Genomic DNA, 17553 nt, shown 5'->3' on the forward strand with positions numbered 1-17553 from the left:
GTACTGCTTTTTTTTGTGTTCTTTTTTCTATAATAGTAAATTTCCATTTATCATTTGGATAGTAATGTTATTTAATCGCTACTTGATAATCACTTTCATTATCAGGTACGTTGTTTTTTTACCATCTTGTTTTCAAATGTGCTATGCTCAAGTTGAGGGAGGAACAATCGATTATTTCTTGAGAAAAGGATCGGTTTTTCATTCCTAGACTACATTCAAAAGGAGGCGTTTCTTATGAGTAAATCAGAATCGTCGGCTGTTTTTTCAACGATCGCTTGTTTGCTATTGATGGCAACTGGCTTTCTTATGGCATCTTTTTCCATTCCTTATAGCTTTGTCCCTTATCTGTTAGCGATTCTTGCTGGTGGTTGGAAACAAACCTGGGAAGGCACGCAAGAATTGGTGCACGACAAACGGTTAAACGTCGATCTATTGATGGCATTAGCCGCCATTGGTGCCTGTATCATTGGTCATTGGTTTGAAGGGGCGATGTTGACCTTTATCTTTTGTTTGAGCGGTGCCCTTGAGGAATATACGACCAACAAAAGTACGCGAGAAATTAGTTCATTAATGGCACTGCAACCAACGACTGCCTTAAAAATGATTGAAAGTGGAGAGCTCGTCGAAGTACCAGTGGAAGCCCTTCAGTTAAAAGATACGATTATGGTGGCAAAAGGCAGTGCGATCCCGATCGACGGTATCGTGATCCAAGGAAACAGCAGCGTTGATGAGGCGGCCATCAGTGGCGAATCCATTCCTGTCGATAAACGTTTGGGCAGTGAAGTATTTGGCGGAACCATCAACCTCGGTCAGCCATTGTACATTGAAGTTACCCAAACGAGTGAAAACACCCGCTTTGCAAAAATCATTCAATTGGTGGAAGAAGCACAGCAAATGCCAAGTCAAACGGCGACCCTGATTGAAAAAATCGAACGGATCTATGTGCCGATCGTCTTGATCGCCGTCCCGCTAATGATCGTTTTGTGTACGTTTTTCACGAATTGGGGGTTCCAAGAAAGCTTTTATCGCGGCATGGTCTTACTGGTGGTGGCATCTCCTTGTGCCTTAGTCGCCTCTGCTACTCCTGCGACCTTAGCAGCCATTTCTCACGCTGCTCGTTTGGGCGTTTTATGCAAAGGCGGACAAGCCTTGGATGCCTTTGCCAATGTCAAAGCGATCGCTTTTGACAAAACCGGAACGCTGACTCGTGGCAAACCTGCTGTCACTGATGTCCATCTGTTGCTGGATGAACCCTTTATTCCCCAACTGATCGTCGGGATGGAAAAACAATCAAATCACCCATTGGCTGAAGCGATCTTGGCGTATTTTCACGATGAAAAGCCATTGGAATTAGCCGTGGAAGAACAAGCGGGGGTCGGTCTAGCCGCCACTTACCAAGCTGCCCATTGGACGATTGGAAAAGAAGTCGATCTAACATCTGTTGCTGCCAATGAGCAAACTCGCATCCACGAATTGAAAGCAGCTGGAAAAACCTTGATTTATATCAATCGTGACCGTGTGTTAGCAGGGTATTTAGCGCTATTGGATCAGCCCCGTCCTGAAGCTCGTGAGAGTCTTGCCTACTTCAATGAGCAGGGGATTCACACGACGATGCTGACGGGTGATCATTTAGGTACTGCTAAAGTGATCGCAGCAGAAATCGGCTTGTCTGACTACGAAAGTGATTGCCTGCCTGATGAGAAAACCACTCGGATCAAAGAAATGAAAGAAACCTACAAAATCAATGCGATGGTCGGTGATGGGATCAATGATGCCCCCGCCTTAGCGACCGCAAGTGTAGGAATCGCGATGGGCGAAGGAACTGACGTCGCAATGGATGTGGCGGACATCGTCTTGATGAAAAATGATTTGCTGCGCTTGGTCGACAGTCACCGTTTGGCTAAAAAATTACAGCGGATCATCAAACAAAACATCGTCTTTTCTATCAGTGTCATCTTGTTGCTGATTGCTTCAAACTTCCTTGAATTTCTCACGCTGCCTCTAGGGGTCGTGGGTCATGAAGGAAGCACGATCTTAGTCATCTTAAACGGGTTGCGTATGCTTTTGCCATTACACAAAGAAACACCCCAGCAAGCCAAACCAACTCGCAAAGATTGTGATGATTGCGTTTTGTATCAACAGTCTTTGCATACGTGATCACTACTTGCATTAGAAAAAACGCCCGTTGTTGGCACTTCACTAGAAGTCCATCAACGGGCGTTTTGCTGTTTTTTCCTATTTATGCGTGATTGGCAAGTTGTTCCGTGTAGAGTTTGCCATCGTACATCTTAAAGAATGGATAATAGCAGAGAATGGAAACCCCTAAGTTGATCAAAGCGATCAGGATGGCTCGGAAATCACCGCCGGTTCCTAAAAACGCCCCAATTCCGACTGGCGAGATCCAGGGAATGCCAGTAATGACTTTATCGACAAAGCCAAATGAGCTAGCAAAGTAAGCAATCGTGACGTTGATCAAAGGGGTTATGATAAAGGGGATGATCAAATACGGATTGTAGACGATCGGTGCCCCGAAGATCACTGGTTCATTGATATTAAAAAGTCCTGGTAAGATCGCTGCTTTTCCTAAGACTTTGAGCTGTTGTGATTTTGCCACAAACAGCATCAATAAAACCAATCCAAGCGTACTTCCTGCGCCGCCCATAAAAATATACATGTTCACGAAATCCCCAGCAAAAATATTATTGGCACCATCGATATTTTCCGTTAGAGCCACCAAAAGGATGGGATTGATGAAACTATTTTTAATAACAGCCGTCCCATGAACCCCCACTGCCCATAAGAGATGGATAAGGAGCATAATCACGATGATTCCTAACCAAGAACCCGTCAACTCTTTCACGAATTCAAATGGTTTGGACAGCAATCCGTGAAGATCCGTGTGGAAAACCGCCAGTACCCCGTTGATCGCCACCATCAAAAAGGCGATCAAAATCGCTGGGATCAATGACGCAAATGCTTTGCTGACTCCATCAGGAACTCCTTCAGGCATCTGGATGGTAATCTTTCTTCTTACACAAAAACGATAGACCGACGTAGCAAGCACTGCGGTGATGATCCCAATAAAGATGCCTACCCCGCTAAAGCGTGTGATCCAACCGCCTATGGCGATCCCATTGTAAACAATGGCAGTTTCGCTTTCTGACTGCAGCAATTGAGCTGCCCCATCGGTAATGTCGACTTGAATGATCGTCATTAAAAAGGCAAACAAACTTAATAACGCCGCTACAAAACTGCTCATAGTCAAATGATCTTCTTTATGATAAATCTCAGTTAAATAATACCCTGTTGCTAAACAATAAAAAACAGCAATCGAGCCGACAGACATCGTGGTCACGACACTATAGAGCGGTGAAAATCGTAAAATCGTTTGTTCGAAAAAGCCAGCCAGTGGTGGAATGATCTGCGGTAAATTATTGATGATCAAAAAGATCGATCCGACGATCGTAAAAGGGACCGTAATGATCCCTGCTTGCATGATTGCGCGAATAAAGCGTAAATTCGCCAACTTATTCAAAGGCGGCATCAAACGCGTTTCTAAAAAGGTAAAAACACTTGTCATCGTTACTCCTCCAACGAAGGGATCACCCCTTCTTCAATCAGCTTTTGATACCAATAAAAGCTGTCTTTTCTCACTCGTTTTTGTTCTTTTTCCTGTGCATCATTGCGATCCACGTAAATGAAGCCATACCGTTTTCGAATCCCCTCATGTACACTGATCAAATCAATGGCAGACCACGGACTGTATCCGATCAGATCCACCCCAGCATTGATCGCGGCTAAGCATTGGCTGATATGCTGCGATAAATAATCGATACGGTACGGATCATGAACCGTGCCATCTGCTTCTAGATGATCTTCTGCCCCTAAGCCGTTTTCGGTAATGATGATCGGCAAGTGATAACGATCATAAAGAGTCTGCAACGTCGTTTTCAGCCCCAAGGGATCGATGGTCCAATTGAAGGCATTTTTCTTCAAGAACGTATTGGTGAACCCTTTGTAAAAACCACGCTCCATAATGTCTTCACTTTGCTGATCGCTGATACCGTTTTTCATATCCCCAGCTTCCGTTGGCTGCTCCACTGTCACTGTGGTGTAGAAGTTCATCGCGACAAAGTCAGGCAGAGCCCGTTTCATCAACGCCTCATCCTCAGGCCCAAAGTCAATCGTGAGCCCGTTTTGGTTCAAATAATCTTGAAAGACCGTGTTGTAACGACCGAAGCAGGCAAAATCAAGGTAAGCCCAGTTCCGGACACTGTTGAAGTACAACGCTGCTTGGTTGTCTTCTGGTCGACTAGTCGCCGCATAGACCAACGAAATATTCGGCACCGGTCCGATTTTGCCATTTGGAACGATTTCATGACACGCTTCGAAGGCATATTTTTCAGCGATCATCAGGTGATGAAATTGCTGGTATTTTTCTGATAATGGAATCTTTTTCCCTAATATTTTTTGATCCACCAGCAGCATGATATTTGGTTCATTGATCGTCAGCCAGTGCGTCACTCGATCCCCATAGGCCGTAAACAGCGTTTTGGCATATGCGGCAAATGCCTCAACGGTGCTGCGTTTTGTCCAGCCGCCTTCGTCTTCCAATGCTTGCGGCAAGTCAAAATGGTTCAACGTCACAAAGGGCTGAATCCCGTGTTTCAGCAATTCATCAATGACATCGCTGTAATGATCCAATCCTTTTTGATTGACGGTACCGCGCCCTTCTGGAAAAATTCGCGACCAAGCGATCGAAAAGCGGAAAATTTTGATCCCCATTTCTGCTAACAAGGCGATATCCGCTTTGTACTGGTGGTAATGGTCGACAGCCACTGTAAAATCAGCGATCTCATGGTTGTCTCTTGGACGAGTATCTTGGACACTCAGCCCCTTGCCGTCGGTTTGATATGCCCCTTCGGTTTGGTGCGCGGAAATCGATGCTCCCCATAAAAAATCGGTTGGAAATGTCTGTTTCATATCGTACTCCTTATCCTAAATAAGATGCGTTTGACATCTTAGAATTATTGCTTGCATGGCAAAGACAATATTCTGAATTATCTCTTATTTTTCGCGGTAACGCAAAAAATAACTCCTGTCAAGTAAGACCCTCTTGAAGAGCTGCTACTTAGACACAAAAAAAGCAAAGTCCAGTTTCCTAGACTTTGCTTATGATTTAGAAGTAGCAGCTTATTTTTTCTCTGCTTTGTCTTCGTTCAATAGTGCTTTTCTTGAAAGGTTCACACGACCTTGTTTGTCGATTTCTGTAACCTTCACTAAGATTTCGTCGCCTTCTTTGACAACGTCTTCCACTTTGTTGACCCGTTCGTTCGCAAGTTGTGAAATATGAACTAAGCCGTCTTTGCCTTTGATCAAGTTGACAAACGCACCGAATTTTTCAATACGGACAACTTTCCCAAGGTACACTTCGCCAACTTTTACTTCTTTCGTCAATTCTTCAATGATCTTGATGGCTTTTTGGATCATTTCTGCATCAGCAGAAGCAATCGAAACTTTTCCGTCTTGATCGATATCGATTTTCACGCCAGTTTCATCAATGATGCCATTGATGGTGTCGCCGCCTTTACCGATTACATCTTTGATCTTCGCAGGATCGATTTGGATCATTTCGATCTTCGGTGCGTATTGGCTTAACTCTTCACGAGGAGCAGCCAATGTTGATGTCAATTCATTTAAGATTTCCATCCGTGCTTTTTTCGCTTGATCTAATGCTTCTGTCAAGATTTGTTCAGTGATTCCTTGGATCTTGATATCCATTTGTAACGCAGTGATCCCATCTTTGGTTCCAGCAACTTTAAAGTCCATATCGCCAAGGTGATCTTCTAAGCCTTGGATATCCGTTAAGATCGTGTAGTTTTCACCATCAGATACAAGTCCCATTGCGATACCTGCAACTGGTGCTTTGATTGGCACCCCTGCATCCATCAATGCTAAGGTTCCTGCACAAATACTTGCTTGAGAAGAAGAACCATTTGATTCTAATACTTCTGCAACAAGACGGATTGTGTAAGGGAAGTCTGTTTCATCAGGAATCACTTGTGCTAAGGCACGTTCGCCTAATGCACCATGACCGATTTCACGACGCCCTGGTGAGCCAGCACGACCAGTCGAACCAACAGAAAATTGAGGGAAGTTGTAATGGTGGATGAATCGTTTTGATTCTTCAACCCCTAATCCATCAATGATTTGGTGTTCACCTAAAGGTGCCAACGTACAAGCAGACACGGCTTGAGTTTGTCCCCGAGTAAATAGACCAGAACCATGAACACGTGGCAATAAGCCAACTTCTGATGCCAATGGACGGATTTCGTCTAATTGACGGCCATCCGGACGAATCTTGTCGATGGTGATCAATTCGCGTACCACATCTTTTTCAAGATCTTCTGCGATTTGTTTCACTTCTTTCAAGAATTGTGCTTCCTCTTCATGTCCAGCAAATTTTTCTGCATATACTTCTTTCACTGTGTCTTTGACTTTATCGATCTCGTCTTCACGAGCCAATTTTTCTTCCGTCATAACAGCAGTTTTCATTGTTTGGTAGTAGCCGTCGAAAATTTCTTTTTTCAAGTCAGCATCTACTTGTAACAATTTGACTTCCATTTTTGGTTTGCCCACAGCTGCGACAACTTCTTCTTGGAAGGCAACCAATTCTTTGATAGCATCAAAACCGAATAATAACGCACCTAACATGTCTTCTTCAGAAACTTCTTTCGCTCCTGATTCAACCATGTTGATGGCTTTTTTCGTTCCAGCTACTGTCAATTCGATATCGGTTTGTTCTGCTTGTTCTACTGTTGGATTCAAGACATATTCGCCATTGACCCGACCGACATCGACACCAGCGATCGGTCCGTCAAACGGGATATCTGAAATAGATAACGCTAAAGAAGAACCTAACATTGCTGCCATTGCTGGCGTACAATCTTGTTCAACACTCATTACGATGTTTGTAACTTGTACTTCGTTACGGAAGCCTTCCGCAAACATTGGACGGATCGGACGGTCGATCAAGCGGGCAGTCAAGGTTGCTTCCGTACTTGGACGTCCTTCACGTTTGATAAAGCCACCAGGTACTTTCCCTACGGCATACATTTTTTCTTCGTAATTGATCGTTAATGGGAAAAAGTCGGTATCTTTTGCTTCCTTAGATGCAACAGCTGCACTTAGGACAACCGTATCGCCATAACGAACCAATACAGCTCCGTTTGCTTGCTTGGCTAATTGGCCAACTTCTACTTCTAATGGGCGGCCGCCCCAAGTTGTTTTGAATACTTGTTTTTCTGTCATGTTCTGCTCCTTTTCATCGGATCCCAGCAAGTCACTACTAAACAAATGAAAAAATCGGAATGTCGTTCCGCTGCTTTCATTTGGTTAGTAGGATGCTGCTTACAAGGACCCAAAATTCTTTTTGGCTGCGCTTTTTGATTCACCAGTCAAAAGGCCGCTATTTCGGTGTTTCACTTTTTAGATGGCTCAAGCTTACCTGTCAGACTGCATCAGCTGTTTTAGCCGACAATGCAGTCGCAGTGATTCCGCTGCCTGGTTACTACGCTCGTTGCTCTCGCCTAGTACTATTCATCATCTGCTCTGTGCGGCTTGCGCCGCCCAGTCGCAGTGATTCATAGCAAAAAAGTGAGATTCGGGTTGAACCTCACTTTTCTTTGTTTGATTAACGACGTAATCCTAAAGCTTGGATTAATTCGCGGTAACGTTGTACGTCTTTTTGACGTAGGTAAGCTAATAAGTTACGACGATGTCCAACTTTTTTCATCAACCCACGGTATGAATGGTGGTCTTTTTTGTGCATCCGTGCATGTTCGTTCAAATGGTTGATTTCTTCTGTTAAAACAGCGATTTGAACTTCTGGAGAACCAGTATCTCCTTCATGACGTGCAAATTTGTTGATGATTTCGTTTTTGCGTTCTTTTGAAATTGCCATGTTTTTCACCTCTTTTTCTTTTTCCCCTGCGACTGAGTAAAACGTTGGTGATTCGTTAAACCAAGTAACAGGTACTGTGCTTTTCACACGTAATTACTTTACTTGATTCTAAGTAAAAAAGCAAGTTTATCTACCTATTCTTTTCGTTTCTTTTGAAAGCTCCTCCAAAACTTATGTTATACTTAGGATACTACTCTATCTAAAGGAAGTGTAAGGATGAGCGTTCTTTCCCGAATCGAGAGCATGAAAAATGAATTATCGCTTTCTGAGAAGAAACTCTTCGCATTCATGGAGGCCAATCCTGAAAAAGTGCCATCGATGACTGCGAGTCAATTAGCAGAAGCCACTGGGATCAGTGCACCAACCGTTGTCCGTTTTGCGAAAAAAACCGGCTTTGCTAGTTTGACAGATTTAAAAATACAATTATCTGCCGAATCTGGCTTGCGCCACAATGCCAATGAGCATTTAGGCTATGCCGATGTTGAATTAAACGAGCCCTTTCATGCCATCACCTCAAAATTGAGCCACAATGCCCAGGTGACCATGAATGAGACAGCTCAATTATTAGAAGAACAGCTGATGTTGGCTGCCGCTGAACTGATCGCGACTCGTGAACGCATCTTTGTCTGCGGGATCGGTGCTTCCTCATTGATCGCACAAGATATCCAACAAAAATGGACTCGCTTAGGCAAGATCGTCGTGTTTGAAAATGACTACAATCTCTTGTTGCCACAACTTGTCAAAAACGAGAAAAAAAGTCTGGTCTGGGTCATTTCCAACAGTGGACACACGCCAGAGATGGTTCACTTAGCCGAAATCGCTAAAAATCTTGGCGTTCCGATCCTGTCACTCACCCGCTTTGGCAGCAATCCGTTGACGAAGTTGGCGGATGTTCCCCTGCAAGTGTCCCGTTCCAAAGAAGCCAACCAGCGGAGTGCCGCTACCAATTCAATCATCGCCCACCTATTAGCGGTCGATGTCCTTTTCTATGTCTTTTTAAGTAAAAATGAAAAGCTGGCACGCAATATCTACGCGTCACGCCAAGCCATCGCTGATTTTCGTGAGAAGTATTTGTAAAATGTTCATACCCAAAAGAAATCCGCAGGAACATGTTCCTGCGGTATTTTTGCTTCTAATCGGACACTTTGATCAATCAATGGCATTTCTAGCAGCTACTTCTGCCAACCAAAAACTGGACGCTTTAGGATAACGCTCGAAGTTATTCTTCAAATCTACTCGATAAAAACCATAGCGGTTTTTATAAGCGTTCAACCAGCTCCAGCAATCCATAAAGGTCCACATATGGTAGCCGAAACAAGGTGACCCATCTTCGATCGCGCGATGCAGCTGACACAAATGGTCTTCAACAAAGGTAATCCGATACGTATCATTGACTTGCCCCGTGGCATCCATGAACCGTTCTTCCTCTGACACCCCCATGCCATTTTCGGAAATAAACCATGGCATGTTTTGATAGTCATTCTTCAGACGCATCGCAATATCGTAGATCCCTTCTGGATAGATTTCCCAGCCACGATGAGGATTGATTTTTTTCTCTGGCCAATCGTACCCACGAAACAACTGACGCAGCTCAAAGGGATTGGATGCTCCATTCTGCGGAAGAGGCGCTTGGATCCGCAACGGTTGATAATAATTGCAACCGATAAAATCTACGGTATTTTCACGAAAAATTTCCGCATCTGCTACCTCATATTCAGGGGTCAATTGATGCTCCTTGAACAAGCTCGTTAGTTTTTCAGGAAATTGTCCATAAACGACACAGTCCAAAAAACTGCGAATATACAAGAGGTCCGCCCATTCAGCGGCTTCTCGATCAGCCGCTTCTTGGCTTTTTGGATAAACAGGTGACAAATTCAAGATGATACAGATTTCTCCATCAGGAAGTGCGAGTTTACGAAACTCAGCAACCGCCTTCGCATGAGCTAGCAAAGTATGATAACCCACTTGGATCGCCCGCTTGAAATCACGCACTTGCGGCCAATGAGCATCTCCGTAATACCCACATTCAATATGCACCAATGGTTCATTAAAGGTCGCCCATTTTTTCACTAAATCGCCGAATTGTTCAAAAGCAGTTTTTGCATAAAATGCAAAATGGTCAACGGATTCCCTGGCTTCCCAGCCTCCTTTCTCCATCAGCCACCAAGGCATGTCAAAATGAAACAAATTAATGATCGGTTCGATGCCTTGATCCAGCATTTCCTGAAAATATGCCCGATAAAACTTTACTGCCGTCTGATTCAATGTTTTTCCGTCTGGTAATAAGCGGGTCCATGCAATCGATGTCCGATAGGAATTTAAGTTCATGGCCTTCATGTTTGCCACGTCTTCACGGTATTGATAGTAGGTATTTGAAGTGTCGCTTGGTCCGACACCATCGTAAAAGCGTGACGGCTCTAACTCAAACCATTTGTCCCATGTAGAGGGACTTTTGCCGTCAACAGCCGCAGCCCCCTCGGTTTGCGGTGCTGACGCGGCCGCTCCCCATAAAAAGTTTTTTGGAAAGTGAATCATTCTTTTGCTCCTTTCTGAGTTACCTGCCACGTACGGTCAGGGTTGGATCGTTGAAATAAAAATCGATACTGCTGACCTGCTGTTTCGACTTCCAGACAAAACGATGCAGTATCTTTCAAAGAAATTGCCAGCTGCTGCAATGATGCTTCATCGATCACGAGTTGAAAAGCTACTTGCCCTTGATTAGGCACCCATACTTTTTGAAAGCCACACAGGACTTTTTTCCTCGGCACATATGCTTTTGTGTACTCTTTTAGATAACATTGAATGACTTCTTTGCCAGAAACTGCAGAATGATTTTCGAGTGTGCCGCTAACGATAATGCCTTCACCTGCATATTCAGCCGAAACCGCGCTGCAAGTAAAAGAGGCATAACTAAGACCATAACCAAAAGAATATACTGGTGTGCCGTTTTGTTCGAGGTAGTCTTTTTGAAACGCTGTGTTGCGATAATTATAACAGACTGGCAGCTGTCCAACCGTATCAGGAATAGAAACTGCTAATTTCCCACTAGGAACCGTTTCGCCAAAAAGAATCCGAGCAATCGCTTCCCCTCCATATTGGCCGGGATAGCCAGCGTAAAGCAGTCCATCGAATACTTCTTTCAAAGGGGCTAAGCAATGCGGTCGACCAGAAATCACGATCCCAATCAGCGGCTTTTTCCTCTTCTTCAACGCAAACAGTAAATCCAACTGGCATTGCGGCAAATCGAGGGTAGCTAAGTCGATGTTTTCTCCGCTGGTCATTTCCTGAGATCCCCTTAAGGCGGCGCCGTTCTTGTCAAAATCCGTTGTGAAATCACGGGCACTGGAGCCACCAATCGTCACTAAGATGACATCAGCGTCTTCTGCGATCTGACAAGCCCGCCGTCGTTGCGCCGTTGTTCCATTGGCGATTTCGCAGCCTTTTTCGTAGGCGAAATCCACTTGATGCGTATTTAATTTGGTCAACCCTTCCCAAAGAGTCATACACATTGCTTCCTCCTTAAATGGGGTATAATCCCCCAGCTGATGATACAGCTGTTTAACGTGAGGACCAATGACAGCAATTTTTTGTCGCTTTTTCTTCAAAGGCAAAATGCCATTGTTTTCTAGTAAGACGACGGATTCTTCTGCTAATTTTAAGGAAGCTTGTCGGGCCTTTTCTTTGTCTGGCAATGAAACGTGGGGCGTTGCTTCTTTAAACAAGCCAAGTTTTTCTTTCAAAAGAAGCACACGCCGGACCGCCTCGTCGATAACCGTTTCCGCAATCAGTCCGTCAAGGACAGCTTCTTCCAATACAGGGAAAACTTCGTCCCATAAACTAACATCTACACCGCTGGTCAAGGATTTGGCGGCCGCTTGCGGGCGACTTCCCAGCCAGTCAGCAATCCGATCCAACCCACACCCATCAGCCATAACGATTCCCGCAAAGCCACTTTCTTCTCTTAAAACATCTTGCAGCAAATACGCATTGGCATGGCAAGGAACACCATCTAGATCATTGTATGCAGCCATACACCCCAAAGCCCCAGCAGCAATACCAGCTTTCATTGGTGGCAGATGAATTTCACGGAATTCCCGATCACCGATCGCCACTGGCCCTGCATTGTGTCCCCCCATTCCTGCACCTTGGGCAGCAAAGTGCTTCAACACCGCTAAAACGTTCTGCTTTTCTATCGTTGTTTTTGATCCTTGCAATCCTCTGACGGCCGCTTTGGTAAAGCTGCTGGTTAAAAACGGATCTTCACTGAAACATTCTTCAGTTCGTCCCCAACGCGGATCTCTAGCAATGTCCAATGCGGAAACTAAGCCGACATGGGCCCCTTTTGCTCGAATCTCTTGAGCAGTGATAGTTTGGGCCGTTTGATACAGGTCGGGATTCCAACTAGAACCGACACTAAAATTGACCGGAAACGTCGTGGCTTCCAAACCTTGGTGCCCATGGGGACACTCCTCACTGAGAAAGGCTGGAATCCCCAGCCGAGTGTGCTCCTGCAAATAAGTTTGAATCATAAGGGATAGCTCATAGGACTCCGCGGTCGTCAGGCCTGTTTGCTGATTTCTACCTGACCAAGGATCAGCCCGAAACACGCCGTAGATCCAGCCAAGACTGCCAAAACGAGCTACTTCTTTTTTAAAGGTTTCAGTCAACATAATTTTTCCGTTAGTTTTTTCATAAACTTCCCAACCATACAGACGCTGATTCAGCTGGCCAATTTTTTCTTGCAACGTCATTTGCCGTAAAAGTGTCTCAATCATATGCTTCTCCATTTCTATTTAATTTTCTAAATAAAGCATGATGGTCTGGATTTCAAATGGCTGGAAATGGATTGTGATGCTTTGGGCATCCAGCGGATCGATCGGCAGTTCAGCGACGGTTTCTTCCAAAAGATTCGTTAAAACCGCTTTTTTGATTCTTTTTTGGCAACGCAATTGACAGGCGGTGGTTTGATTGTGATATTCATACAACCGCACGATCAGTGCCTCTTCATCTTCGGCTTTTTTCACCGTATCCAGCAAGACATTCTTTTGATCGACTGCTAGAAAAGCTTCTGCTGATAGTTGTGGCACACCTGGAACGGTTAGAACGGGAACATTCAATGCCAAAGCTTCTTCCATCGTTTGCGCGTCTTGCCAAGTTCCTTCGTGGGCGTACAAGGAGTAGGTAAACTCATGAAAGCCTTGATCCGCTTCTGGATACGGATCGATCGGCGATTTGATCAAAGAAAGCCCGATCTTTTGATAATCCGTATTGAACCCATATTTCGAATCTGTCAAAATACTAACCCCATAATTTCCTTCTGAGAGATCAACCCATTTTTGACCACAGCTCTCAAAACGCGCTTGGTCCCATGTCGTGTTTTTATGCACAGGTCGTTTTACCTGCCCAAACTGAATATCAAATGTCGCTTCCAATGTGTTGACATCAATCGGCAGCAATGCCTTCAGCAGCAATTGATGCTGCTGCCAATCAACCGCTGTTTCAAAATCGATTCTTCCGGTGCCATGATAAAAATGTAGCCATTGGGTAATAAAAGAATCTTCAAACTGACGTTTGATTTTCAAGGTATCACGAATCTCACCTTGCTCAACGACCTCAGCTGAGAGAACTTGCTTCACAGGATAAGGCTTCTTCTGGTAATAAATATCAATGTCCCACGCATCATAATCCATCGGCAGATCTTCATAAGCTACTAACTGATTCAACCGCTCGCCTTTTGGTACGATCTCTCGTTGATGCCGTTTGTCAATTAAAGAGATGATGTCAAAGTGTTCGTCAAAAATCACTTTAAAATCCGCCGTTTCAAATGATTCCTCCAGCCGCATTACCACTTGCTTTGATTGAGGCACAGCTGAGACAGGGGTCAATGTTTTGCAGCTCAAGCCAGCCATGGCGGGAATTTTGACTAAGAGCCGGTCATCATGGGTCCGCTGAGTCGAGTAAGCTTCTTTGACCCCTGTTTGATCGTCTAAATAGACCAGACCCGTCCGCGCTTGTCCCAGCGGGTTAAAGACATGCCATGAAGTAGCTTTGGGTGGTTGTGTTTCTGGAAGCAAAGCGTGGATCAGCTCGCAGCCTTTATCAAAGAGCTGCCGATACTCTTGATCCGTCTGATCATAGACTTCTTTGATCGAGCTTCCCGGCAGAATATCGTGGAATTGATTGAACAGCAGCTGTTTCCAAAGTTGTTCTAATTCAGCTTGTGGATAGCGATTCATCCCACAGATACTATAAAGTTTTTCGATCGTCTGTAAGAAGAATTCTCCTTGACGATTGGCCTTTTTGTTTTTTCCGATGGAAGTCAGGGTCCCGCGATGGTATTCAAAGTACAATTCGCCGTACCAGACCGGTCCTGGTTTTTCAGCAAAAGAATTTGCCAGTCGATCAAAAAAGCCCCCCACATGATTGCCAGTGATCGTCGGCATATCTGGCAATGTCTTTTGCAGCCGTTTTTGAACTTCCAACATCTCTTTCGTCGGACCTCCGCCACCGTCACCATACCCATAGGCAATCAAAATTTCGTCGTGCTGATCTTTTTGCTGATAACGTTCAAAACTCCCCTTGATCGTATAAGGATCTAGCAATCCATTATACGTCGTATAATAATCTCTTGGACTGTATCCTTCACTGATGGTTGTAATAAAATGCGTCAAAACGCGGCTTCCATCAATTCCTTGCCAATAGAAGGAATCATATGGAATTTGATTAAACTGGTTCCATGACAGCTTCGTCGTCATAAAGTATGGCGTATTTGTTTTGCGTAAAATTTGCGGCAAGGCGGCTGAATAACCGAAGACATCCGGTAGCCATAAGATGCGGCTATCGACTTGAAATTCCTCTTTCATAAACCGTTTGCCATAAAGGATCTGACGAACCAGTGATTCTCCTGAAGTCAAATTGCAATCGGCTTCCACCCACATCGCCCCGTCAACTTCCCATCTTCCTTCTCGAACTTTTTCTTTGATTGCAGCGTAAAGTTCAGGATAATGGGTTTTCATGGAGAGATACAGTTGTGGTTGGCTTTGAAAAAACGTGTAATCTGGATACTCCTCCATCAATTTCAAGACCGTCTGGAAACTGCGCTCGCCTTTTTCAATTGCTTGCTGCGCCGTCCAAAGCCACGCCAGATCGATGTGGGTATGGCCGACAGCCGTCACCTTTTGTTTTGGTGTATGCGCTGGTAGGTAACACGATGAAAGCAGCTGCTTTGCTTTTGTGAGACTTTCATAGAATGCCGTTGAGTAGGGGGTACGAAAATCCAAGACATTGGCGACTTGACCAAGGACTTGTTGATAAAATGCTTCGTCACCGCCAAACGCACGAATGGCACGCCAACTATCAAACAGCGTATAAAAATCATACCAGACATCATTAACTGCAGGATCCAACGCCAATAAATTGACCTGCAGCGGGAATGGTTTTTCGGATCGGCCGGAGAACAAATCGATCTTCAGTTTGACTTCTTTTTGTAGAAATTGTTTTGTCAATGTAATTTCTCGATGATTGACATCGATGGCTTGGACATAGGTATCGTCCAAATAGATTTTTATTTGGGGATTGGTGGTATTGTCCCACTCTGAAAGGCTTGAGTACACTTGCAGGACACAAAGATTTTCCACCCAGTCAGCGGGAACTTGAAGGCTACCTTGCAATTGGTAATAGGCATTTTTTTCTCCAAAATAGGTCCCTTGCTCATACGGTACCCAAGTCTCTCGTTTTAAAAAAAGTGGGGCTACCGGTTGCTGATGGCGTACGCGGTATTGTTTTAATTTGTATAAAATTTTTCGAATGCGTTCAAACTCATAAGGCTGCATAACTCTCATTTTTCTTTGGACTCCTCTAGCAGATTTTTGAAAAAAACGGGTTGAGATTGATCGTCTCGGCCCGTTTTCCACTTATCACTTTATTTAGTTTGCTTTCCAACGGTCATAAGCCGCTTGGTAGACTTCGACGTATTCGTCAATGCCCATTGCTTCGATCGTTTTCACATAGTCGTCCCAATTATCTAACGGTTCGACACCTGTGATAAACTTGGCTTCCATTTGTTCTACATAAGTTGTCAAATCAGTGGCAGTTGCTGCTACCTTATCGTTTTCTTCAATCGTTAAATACAGTAGCGGAAATGGTACTTCAGCGATGTCTTCCATCTTCTCAGCTGTTTCTTTGGCAACCCAATCGTTGAAACGAGTATCCGGTTCTTCATTCGCCGTTTTACGGATATGGTATTCGCCGGTTGTATCGATAACAAGGTTTGGCGTTGTCAATCCGTATGCTGGTGTGATCTTGCCACGTTCGTCTTCGGTATTGTTAGTATCGATACCGTCTGCATAGACACGAACTTTTTCACCGTCCGCATTTTCTTGGTACTCCCATAAAAACCCTTCTGGTCCTTGTTCGATATATTTTGAGCCTTCTTCTGAATAGAAGTAATCCACCCAGCGCATAGAAGCTTCTGGAGAAGGATTGACATTGGTCAAAGCAAAGGTCCCTCGTGAAATTCTTGGACTACCGGGAATCTTAGCTTCTGGAGCCCATTCAGAAGTCACTGGTTGGAACATTGGATCATTCATAGCCTCTTCCTCACTGCGACCAGTAGTAAAGAAGCTGAAATAGTCGGCAAAAAGCCCAAGTTGATTGTTTTCACCCTTCGCTTTTTTCTGTTCATCTGACTGTCCATAAACTTCTTTATCCAGCAAGCCTTCATCGTACAATGTATTCATATATTCCAAGAATGCTTTGTAGTTTTCTGAAGTCGGTGTGTAGGAGACCACATCATCATCCACTTGGATGCCGCGGGTCCGTAAGCCAAAGGCAGCCATCAACCAAACTCTTGTCGAGTTCATATCAACATCCGTCAATGGGATCTCGTCTGCTTGACCATTGCCGTTAGGGTCTTCGTTTTTAAAACGTGTCAGAAGCTCTTGCAATTCGTCTGTGGTTTTTGGCAGTTCAGATACACCTAAATTATCGAGCCACGTGCCGTTGTACCACATCGGACCTTGCCACCAAATCGATGTCGCATTCCGTGAGATCATCGGCAGAGAGTAGATGTGCCCATCCGGCGTTGTGATCGACTTCAAGATTGAGGGATCTTCTTGCGTCAGTGCATACAGGTTTGGCATGATTTCCGGCGTGATATACTCCTCTAAGGGAAGCAAGATCCCTTGTGAACCGTAATCGATCTCCATCGAAGCAGTCAATGCTTGCGAACCAGCACCGTAAACGATATCCGGTAAATCTCCAGAAGCAAAGGCTAAGTTCAGTTTCGTACTAAAGTCAGCGGATGGCGGTGTCGTATAGGTCAGTTTGATGCCAGTTTTTTCCTGATAATCCTGTAATGTCGGCATGTCTTCCCATTCCGCCAACCCTACACCAGGTGCCATGATATTCAGTGTCAGTTCTTCCCCTTCTTTGATGATCGGAAACTGACTGTCATGATTGATGGCCACTTCTTTCTTTTCCCCAGTACCTTCATCTGAAGAATTACCGCACGCACCTAAGACGAGCATACTGCACAAAGCAACACCTGCTATTCCTAAAAGTTTCTTTTTTACTCTCATTTTCTTCCTCCT

The 17553-nt window shown here is 44.5% G+C and carries 10 protein-coding genes; 2 read left to right on the forward strand and 8 right to left on the reverse strand.

What is annotated here, in order from left to right; all coding sequences use genetic code 11:
• Nucleotides 1-234 precede the first annotated feature (234 nt).
• Complete coding sequence (locus IGI69_RS14210; RefSeq protein WP_270266808.1) at nt 235-2157, forward strand: heavy metal translocating P-type ATPase; 1923 nt, start codon at nt 235-237, stop codon at nt 2155-2157.
• Nucleotides 2158-2239: 82 nt separating this feature from the next.
• On the opposite strand, the gene celB is transcribed toward IGI69_RS14210, so the two are convergent.
• From celB to rpsO, 4 genes are all read right to left on the reverse strand, one after another.
• Nucleotides 2240-3580 (reverse strand): PTS cellobiose transporter subunit IIC, encoded by a 1341-nt coding sequence (gene celB / locus IGI69_RS14215; protein WP_223597508.1) that lies wholly within the window; start codon nt 3578-3580, stop codon nt 2240-2242.
• A gap of 2 nt (nt 3581-3582) precedes the next feature.
• Nucleotides 3583-4983, reverse strand: a complete 1401-nt coding sequence (locus IGI69_RS14220) for a glycoside hydrolase family 1 protein (protein WP_438741238.1) — start codon at nt 4981-4983, stop codon at nt 3583-3585.
• 210 nt (nt 4984-5193) lie between these two features.
• Entirely contained in the window at nt 5194-7311 is a 2118-nt protein-coding gene (gene pnp / locus IGI69_RS14225; protein WP_438741240.1) for a polyribonucleotide nucleotidyltransferase, read from the reverse strand.
• 382 nt (nt 7312-7693) lie between these two features.
• Complete coding sequence (gene rpsO, locus IGI69_RS14230) at nt 7694-7963, reverse strand: 30S ribosomal protein S15 (RefSeq protein WP_005228072.1); 270 nt, start codon at nt 7961-7963, stop codon at nt 7694-7696.
• A gap of 216 nt (nt 7964-8179) precedes the next feature.
• Between rpsO and IGI69_RS14235 the strand changes: the two genes are divergently transcribed.
• Complete coding sequence (locus IGI69_RS14235) at nt 8180-9040, forward strand: MurR/RpiR family transcriptional regulator (protein ID WP_005228070.1); 861 nt, start codon at nt 8180-8182, stop codon at nt 9038-9040.
• Between the two features lie 72 nt (nt 9041-9112).
• Here the strand turns inward: IGI69_RS14235 and IGI69_RS14240 are convergent, their stop codons facing one another.
• The 4 genes from IGI69_RS14240 to IGI69_RS14255 form a co-directional block, all read right to left on the reverse strand.
• Nucleotides 9113-10498: a glycoside hydrolase family 1 protein gene (locus IGI69_RS14240; protein ID WP_438741242.1), complete on the reverse strand. Its 1386-nt coding sequence runs from the start codon at nt 10496-10498 to the stop codon at nt 9113-9115.
• Nucleotides 10495-12738, reverse strand: a complete 2244-nt coding sequence (locus IGI69_RS14245; RefSeq protein WP_438741244.1) for a glycoside hydrolase family 3 N-terminal domain-containing protein — start codon at nt 12736-12738, stop codon at nt 10495-10497. Before IGI69_RS14245 ends, IGI69_RS14240 begins: the two co-directional genes overlap by 4 nt.
• Before the next feature lie 18 nt (nt 12739-12756).
• On the reverse strand, nt 12757-15804 hold the full coding sequence (locus IGI69_RS14250) for an alpha-mannosidase (RefSeq protein ID WP_438741245.1): 3048 nt from the start codon (nt 15802-15804) through the stop codon (nt 12757-12759).
• A gap of 84 nt (nt 15805-15888) precedes the next feature.
• A complete protein-coding gene (locus IGI69_RS14255) occupies nt 15889-17541 on the reverse strand; it encodes an extracellular solute-binding protein (RefSeq protein ID WP_015510400.1) in 1653 nt (550 codons plus the stop codon).
• Nucleotides 17542-17553: the final 12 nt, after the last annotated feature.

Origin of the sequence: Enterococcus sp. DIV1083b, assembly GCF_051713705.1 — a bacterium.
GTDB classification, from domain to species: domain Bacteria; phylum Bacillota; class Bacilli; order Lactobacillales; family Enterococcaceae; genus Enterococcus_D; species Enterococcus_D casseliflavus.

Excerpts from the sequence above, each read along its gene's own strand:
- IGI69_RS14210 (WP_270266808.1), top strand. The coding sequence starts at position 235 with ATGAGTAAATCAGAATCGTCGGCTGTTTTTTCAACGATCGCTTGTTTG.
- celB (WP_223597508.1), bottom strand. The coding sequence starts at position 3,580 with ATGACAAGTGTTTTTACCTTTTTAGAAACGCGTTTGATGCCGCCTTTG.
- IGI69_RS14220 (WP_438741238.1), bottom strand. The coding sequence starts at position 4,983 with ATGAAACAGACATTTCCAACCGATTTTTTATGGGGAGCATCGATTTCC.
- pnp (WP_438741240.1), bottom strand. The coding sequence starts at position 7,311 with ATGACAGAAAAACAAGTATTCAAAACAACTTGGGGCGGCCGCCCATTA.
- rpsO (WP_005228072.1), bottom strand. The coding sequence starts at position 7,963 with ATGGCAATTTCAAAAGAACGCAAAAACGAAATCATCAACAAATTTGCA.
- IGI69_RS14235 (WP_005228070.1), top strand. The coding sequence starts at position 8,180 with ATGAGCGTTCTTTCCCGAATCGAGAGCATGAAAAATGAATTATCGCTT.
- IGI69_RS14240 (WP_438741242.1), bottom strand. The coding sequence starts at position 10,498 with ATGATTCACTTTCCAAAAAACTTTTTATGGGGAGCGGCCGCGTCAGCA.
- IGI69_RS14245 (WP_438741244.1), bottom strand. The coding sequence starts at position 12,738 with ATGATTGAGACACTTTTACGGCAAATGACGTTGCAAGAAAAAATTGGC.
- IGI69_RS14250 (WP_438741245.1), bottom strand. The coding sequence starts at position 15,804 with ATGAGAGTTATGCAGCCTTATGAGTTTGAACGCATTCGAAAAATTTTA.
- IGI69_RS14255 (WP_015510400.1), bottom strand. The coding sequence starts at position 17,541 with ATGAGAGTAAAAAAGAAACTTTTAGGAATAGCAGGTGTTGCTTTGTGC.